Origin of the sequence: Mesonia algae (assembly GCF_003253545.1) — a bacterium.
Lineage (GTDB): Bacteria > Bacteroidota > Bacteroidia > Flavobacteriales > Flavobacteriaceae > Mesonia > Mesonia algae.
On the sequence record NZ_QKYV01000013.1, the window covers coordinates 1 to 6,762 of the forward strand.

Here is a 6,762-nt window from a genome sequence, read left to right on the forward strand (position 1 = left end):
AATAGAAGAAGATGCGGAACTAATTCACTATTTTATTACAGATTTAGAGGATAACGAATTAGAAGAATATGAAACTGGGAATAAAATACGGTTGCACATTGAGACCAAGAATGCGATAGGAAAGAAAATAAACCTGTCACTAAACGACAAGACAAACGATTTTAAGCACAACGGAAAACTATTGGTAAATGATACATTGAAAAATCATCTCGTAACAAGTGATTTAGAAAAAGTGGTACTCGATGTTATAGACCAACAAAACTAACCTTATGGGAAAGAATACATTTACAGTGGAATTGGAAGGACAGAAAAAATCTGTAACCATAAATATTGCCGAACCTGAGTTTATTGAAGGTTGGTGGACAAGCGACAAGGACGGCCAAGTACCATTGGAAAAATCAAAGCTTGGCGAAACCGTTTATTTTCACGTTGAAACAAAGGGGTTGGCAGTTGGGCAGGAACTGGAATTAAACCTTGCGGAGTATGACTATAATGCAAGTGGAGGTTTCTTGTTTTACGATATTATTGACCCAGACGACCGTAAATTTCCAGAAGACGCTGTTGTGAAAAAAGCTACAATTGAACAAAAAGGCAACAAAAGGGTTGCCACCGTTGAATTGTTCCTTGATGAAAAATGGCAGGGAATCATAAAAGACGATCACGACGTTTGGTTTTCGTTGGATGAATCCATAGAACTCTATTGGGAAGTAGTTTATGGAAAGCGCAAAAAAACACTTCCAAAATCGACAAGTAACTATCTTGATGTTGCCCAATCTGACAGGACACTATATTTTAAACCACCAGCTTTTGGTCACGACTTGCCACAGTTAATGAGTAATGATGGTAGTCCATTGCTACCGATGAAGTTTATCAAAGGAAAGGCTCAAAGCAAACTGAGCAGTAAAGCCATTGATTTTGTAAACAACCAAATCGACAAGCAAATAAGCAACATTGCGATGACCAAGCTTGAAAAAGGAAGCTTGGTCACAAGTACGGGACGTGTACAAAAAAATCCTTATGCCAACATTTATAATTACGATGAGGTCTATACCAATGACGGCACTTTGCTTGAAGACCTTAAAAAAAGGAAAAACTGGGGAAATACCGATGAGACTACAAAAGGAATAAGCCAGTACGACTATTTTACCAAAACAGGAAAAAGAGTACAGGTATTGGGTTTTTTAAAAAATGTTGGTACGGCCTTAGATTTCTTTGATGTCCTAAAATTTGGGATGGGAGACGGCTTGGATACAGATTCCCCACTTGGCTCGATGGGTATTGGTGGGCTTGGCACTATTGGGGGTTCCTTTGCTCTTGTTTTTTCTGTAGCAGGCCTTCTTGTAAAACGTATGAAAGAAGAGGATGACATTGTTATGGAAGAAATCGTACAGCAGGAACTGGCTCAGGCTAAACTGAGTGGTTTAGCAGGCGTGGAAAAATTTGTAAGTGATTGGGGGCATAATGAAAAATATAAATTTGAGCTCGATGATTTTCCTGAGAAAACAGTTAATAAAATACTTAATGGTAGTATCGAAACTTTTGAAGATGTTAGACTTCAAGCATCTAAAGACCAAGAGCTAAGTACTAAATATGTGAAAATGTTATATAGAAAAATATATAATTATAATAAAGAAATATCAAACGTAGTAATTGAAACAATTTTCATAGATGAATAAGTTAATAAAAATCATAGTAGTTTCACTAATATTAATTTTTACTGCTTGTGTCACAAATAAAAGAAACGTAACAGTCTCGCAAAAAAAGACTAGTTTACCTGTCATTCTATCTTATAATCAAGAATACGACGTTATTTGGAGGATAAAAATTCCTATTCTATTGGAGTTTGCAAATAATAGCGACATAAAAAGAAAGTTAGATATAGTTCAGCATATAAATACTTATAACAGTAGACAGGAAGGAATTATCCCCTACAGAGAAGACAATAAAAAGTTAAAAGAACCAATATATATCAATGAGAGAAGTAAAAAGGAAATTATTTTTTACACTCAGCATACCTTGGATACTAGTAAGACATTTCAGAAAAAATTCAATAATTATTTAAAGGAAATGAAAATAAGACCTAAAGAAAATATATCTGCTGGTTCTTTTGAAGAATTCAAATTGAAACATACAATTTTACTTGGGAAATTATTAAGTAAAGACAGTTTAAAAGTAAGTTTTTTTGTCAAAGAACCAAAACCAGTTTTTGAGAAACCTATAAAAATTCCTTTAAACTAATTCAAACATAATCGATTAAGACCCGTAAGCACATTTGCAATTCACACCAGCCATCGCTTCAAGCCAAAATTGCAAAAGAGCTTACTACACACTAAAAATTAAAAAATGCATTGAAATAGTAGGTCTCAGAAAGCCAGCAGGTAACAACGTATAAAAATAATAGGGCAATCAGTGCTTAACCCAATGGGAATAGCACTTTTGCGAAATCGCAAATTTTTAAATTTGGCTATTTGAGAAAGAAAAGATAAATAGAAAAATTCGGCTTATGACTCAACCGAATGGTAACCGCTTATTTTCAGCCCTACTATTCTTATACAAAACCGTTAGCAATTATAGTAAAAATCACCTCTGCTCCTATTATCTTCTAGTATTTATAAAATTAAATTTCTCCTTATTATCTGTTTAATTTTAAAATCGTTACGAAAATAATTTAATAGTAAAGCAGATTAATAAATTGAGGTTTTTAAGTTTAAACCTACCAAACGATATAAATTCAATCTCTAATTAAATACAAAGCAAAACGGGTTAATTAAAAAAGAGAAAAGATGTTTCTCAAAGATTGTCAAATCATAAAAGTCAGTTAATCAAAATAACAGAAACGATAAACACAACTTTAATAGCAGATTCTTAAAAGCAGGACGGGCTGCAAAGAGTTTTACAAACACTTTTTGCTAAACATTGGTAAAAACAAAACTCCGTTTAGCTTTTTCGCTTTTGCGTTATTTTAAAAGTTCTAACGGTTATTCAATAAGTTATTAAGTCCAATCAAAACGGATAACAACTACAATAGCTAACAACGTATAACAGCAATTGCTACGGATTTATCCTACGGACAAATCCTTGCGTGCTCAATATTCACGTATTTTAATTATCTTAGCTTTAAACCACGCAACTGACGGTTATACAATACCGTTATGTGCAAGCGGAAAGAAACATCGTGCAATAAATGAAGTACAGTAAAAACGACATATTAAAAATGTTGATTTCTCAATATCAATTTGCGATTGAATTTGACCCAGTTGTAATTAAAGGAATGGACTTTAATTATGAAAGTTCAATCTTTGATTGGCGAGATGCTTGCGATTTAATTGAACCTAAAAAGTTGGCGAAAGTTTATCATCAATCTTTTAATCTAAAACGACCAATTTCCGAATTAGAAGATATTTTGATTGACGAAAATAATAGAACTGTTTCCGATTTTTGTGAATACATTTCGGAACACGCAGAAAGACAAAAAATTGAACCAATTCGACTATTAGGACAAAACTGTCAAACAGCTTCAATATTTAAAACTTTAAAGCAAAATTTGAGCAATAATGGAGCTGATACTAATAATATAAAACCGAGTAGCGAAATCAATCCATTTTTTATGAAATATGGTGGTTTATTGGTTGACGAAGTGAACAAAATTGCGCCAGGAACAATATCGGAATTTGACTACAAATCAAATTGGATTTCGAGAATTGGACGGATTATTATGTGGACTGGAATATTGCTTATGATTTTAATTTGGTGGATTTCGAGTTTCCATTGGTCGTTGCTTTTACCTATCGCAATTGGAATTGTGATATTCCAAATTGGAGACAAACAGAAACCTGAAAAATTAAATGTCAGCGGATTTAAAAACTTCCGAGAATTGATTTATGGTATGGAAAAAAGATTGAAAAACGCCAGCACATAACAACGTATATAACTCATATCTAATCAGCTGCTTATACGAAGTTAAAGCATATTTGGAAAGTCGCCAAATTTCTAAATTTGACGATTTCCAACAAAAAAAATAGATAGTAAAATTTAAAAATCTGGCTTGTGCTTAATCCGAAAATAATTTTATAATTTGCACGCTACGAGCCATATACAATACCGTTGGGCAACATACGGAACAACCACCATCATCAAACAAATTATTTTAAGTGATAGTAAAAATCAACAAACTCAAAAATTTCGGAATTTATCAGAACTTTGTTTGGAATCAATTGGATAAATTCAAAAAGGAGAATTTAATTTATGGTTGGAATTATTCTGGAAAAACAACACTTTCTAAACTTTTTCAAAATTTAGAACTTAAAAATAAAGACAAATATTTTTCAGGTTCTGAATTTGACATTTCTACCGAAAAAGATAATGTATTAACAACTCATAACCAAAATAGCTTAGAGAGTTTTCCATATGAAATTAAAGTGTTTAATTCTGAATATGTAAAAAGAATCTTCACTTTTGATATACCTAATTCAGAAATTCAACCAATATCATTTTATCTTGGAGACCCTTCAGGAGAGTTGGATAAAAAAATCAAAACATTAGATAAAAAGAAATCTCAATTAGAAAATATTCGAGATAATCGTTATCTAAAAATAATAAATGAATTCAAAAATTATAATAAAACAAGTGGTAAGTTTTCAGCTAAAGCAAAGGAAATTAGAGAAAACTATCTTGACAATAAACTTGACCAAAACAAATTAAACAAAGCTGTAATACAAACAATTACAAATAAAGTTAAAAACGATACTTCTAAACATATTCTAACTGACGTTATCAGAGATAACACAAAGAATGAAGCTATTTCAGAAAATACTTTTATATCACAAAAAGAAGATTACAGTTTTGTAGAAAGCCTTGAAACACTTATCAGTGATGTAAAGATTATTTTAGAAGACACAGCACCAAAATCAATTCCTTTTCCAGAATTAGAAAACGACAAGACTTTATTTGATTGGGTTCAAACTGGAATTAAACTACACGAAAAAGAAGAAAATTGTAAATTTTGTACAAAAACTTTACCAGAAAATAGAATTAATAATTTGAACTCTTATTATTCTAAAAAACTTAAAGATATACAAGATGCAATTTCAAATTCTTTAGAAAAAATTGAACTAGAAAAAGAAAAATTGAAGATAGCATTTCCAGACAAAAAAAATCTAGGAAATAGCTTTCAAGTTGATTATCAAAACGCAGTAGATAATTACAATAAAAAAGTAAATGTTTATAAAACTCAACTTAAAATCTTAGAAAAAGATTTAAAACGAAAATCTGAAAATTATTTTAACAACATAAATGCTACAGAAACTGAAATTATTAGTTTTCACGATGATTTTGAAACCATTAAAACTGCTGTGAAAGCACATAATATATGGTTAGACAAGTTTGACGACAATAAGAAAAAAGCATTGAACAAAATACTTAATCATTACGTTGCAAAATATTTAGAAACGGAAGATTATATTAGTAAAGAAATTAAAAAAAATGAATCTGAAACAATTGTAAATAATATAAATACAAAACTAGCAACTAACAAAGCTGATAAATTAGATCTTGAAACAAAATTAAAAAGTACAGTAAAAGGTCAAGAAGAGTTAAATGCTATTTTAGAAATTCTTTTACATCGTAACGATATAAAAATTGAAATTCGAAATGATAAATTTACCCTTGAAAGAAGTGGGCACACAGCTAATAATTTAAGTGAAGGAGAAAAATCAGCTATTGCATTTGCTTATTTTTTGACTCAATTAAAGTCATTAAGAAATGATGAGCCACCAAAATTACCTAATACAATTATATTTATTGACGACCCTATTTCTAGCTTAGATAGTAATCATATTTTCCAAGTAAGGTCATTGCTTCAAAACTTTTTCAAAAAAGAAGAGAAAGATTATCTTCAGTTATTTATTTCTACTCATAATTTTGAGTTTTTTTCTGTTATGTATGATTCTGGCATATTTAGTAAAACTAAAAAAGAAGTTAATAGACCACTTTACTTAATCAAAAGGAATAAATTAAATTGTTCTACAATTGGGAAACTTCCTAAAATGTTCAGTCAACATAAATCTGAATATGTAGGCTTATTTAATATTCTTAATGAATTTAATAACCTTGAAAACAAAGAAGATTTTCCACATCTATTAATATTACCTAATGCTTTAAGGAGATTTTTAGAATTATATACACTTATGAAATATCCAACTGAACTAGAAGTTGATAAAAGAGTTTCAGCAATATTTAAACCCGAAGACAAACCTTATTACGGAACAAAATTACTTCATTGGTTTTCACATCAAAATCAATTTGAAAAAGTACAACAACACGATGATAAAATATTGCAAATAGAAGATGCAATCAATGATTTATTAGTTCACATAGAAGAAAAAGATAAATTACATTGGAAAGGACTAACGGAGTAAAGTACGATTGCCCAACAAAGAACTGAGGTAAAAACCAACTCTTTTCTACATTAAATTTGAGACATACATTACCTGTGTCAAAATCTTTATAAACAGATTTTAACTCTACATTTATTCCTCTTTTTTGATCTACCCTTTTGCTAGAACTAATACATAGTTTTCATCGTAGGGCAATCCAGATTTAGCTATGGCAAAGGCTTGTTTTAAAAGCTTGTTAGCTACCGCTATCAAGGCCAGTTTTTTGCTTTTACCCTTCGCTACGATTCGTTCATAGATTTCCTTGCAAGCCTTATTGTGTTTGTAGGCATTAAACGCGCACAAAAACAACAGGTTCCGCAGCTTCTTG

General features: G+C 30.6%; 4 protein-coding genes and 2 pseudogenes. 5 read left to right on the forward strand and 1 reads right to left on the reverse strand.

The genetic code is table 11. The features are described from left to right. From LX95_RS14660 to LX95_RS14130, 5 genes and pseudogenes are all read left to right on the forward strand, one after another. Window positions 1-265: pseudogene (locus LX95_RS14660) on the forward strand (hypothetical protein); the annotation flags it as partial. 4 nt (window positions 266-269) lie between these two features. Then, window positions 270-1,676 carry a hypothetical protein gene (locus tag LX95_RS14115; RefSeq protein ID WP_111542108.1) on the forward strand — a complete coding sequence of 469 codons (1,407 nt, stop codon included), beginning with the start codon at window positions 270-272 and terminating at the stop codon, window positions 1,674-1,676. After that, window positions 1,669-2,238, forward strand: a complete 570-nt coding sequence (locus tag LX95_RS14120; protein ID WP_111542109.1) for a hypothetical protein — start codon at window positions 1,669-1,671, stop codon at window positions 2,236-2,238. The genes LX95_RS14115 and LX95_RS14120 overlap by 8 nt, the downstream gene beginning before the upstream one ends. A 946-nt stretch (window positions 2,239-3,184) precedes the next feature. Then, complete coding sequence (locus LX95_RS14125) at window positions 3,185-3,919, forward strand: hypothetical protein (RefSeq protein ID WP_111542110.1); 735 nt, start codon at window positions 3,185-3,187, stop codon at window positions 3,917-3,919. A 232-nt stretch (window positions 3,920-4,151) separates the two neighbouring features. Then, entirely contained in the window at window positions 4,152-6,416 is a 2,265-nt protein-coding gene (locus LX95_RS14130; RefSeq protein ID WP_111542111.1) for an AAA family ATPase, read from the forward strand. 129 nt (window positions 6,417-6,545) lie between these two features. Here the strand turns inward: LX95_RS14130 and LX95_RS14690 are convergent. After that, window positions 6,546-6,762, reverse strand: a pseudogene (locus tag LX95_RS14690) (IS110 family transposase); the annotation flags it as partial.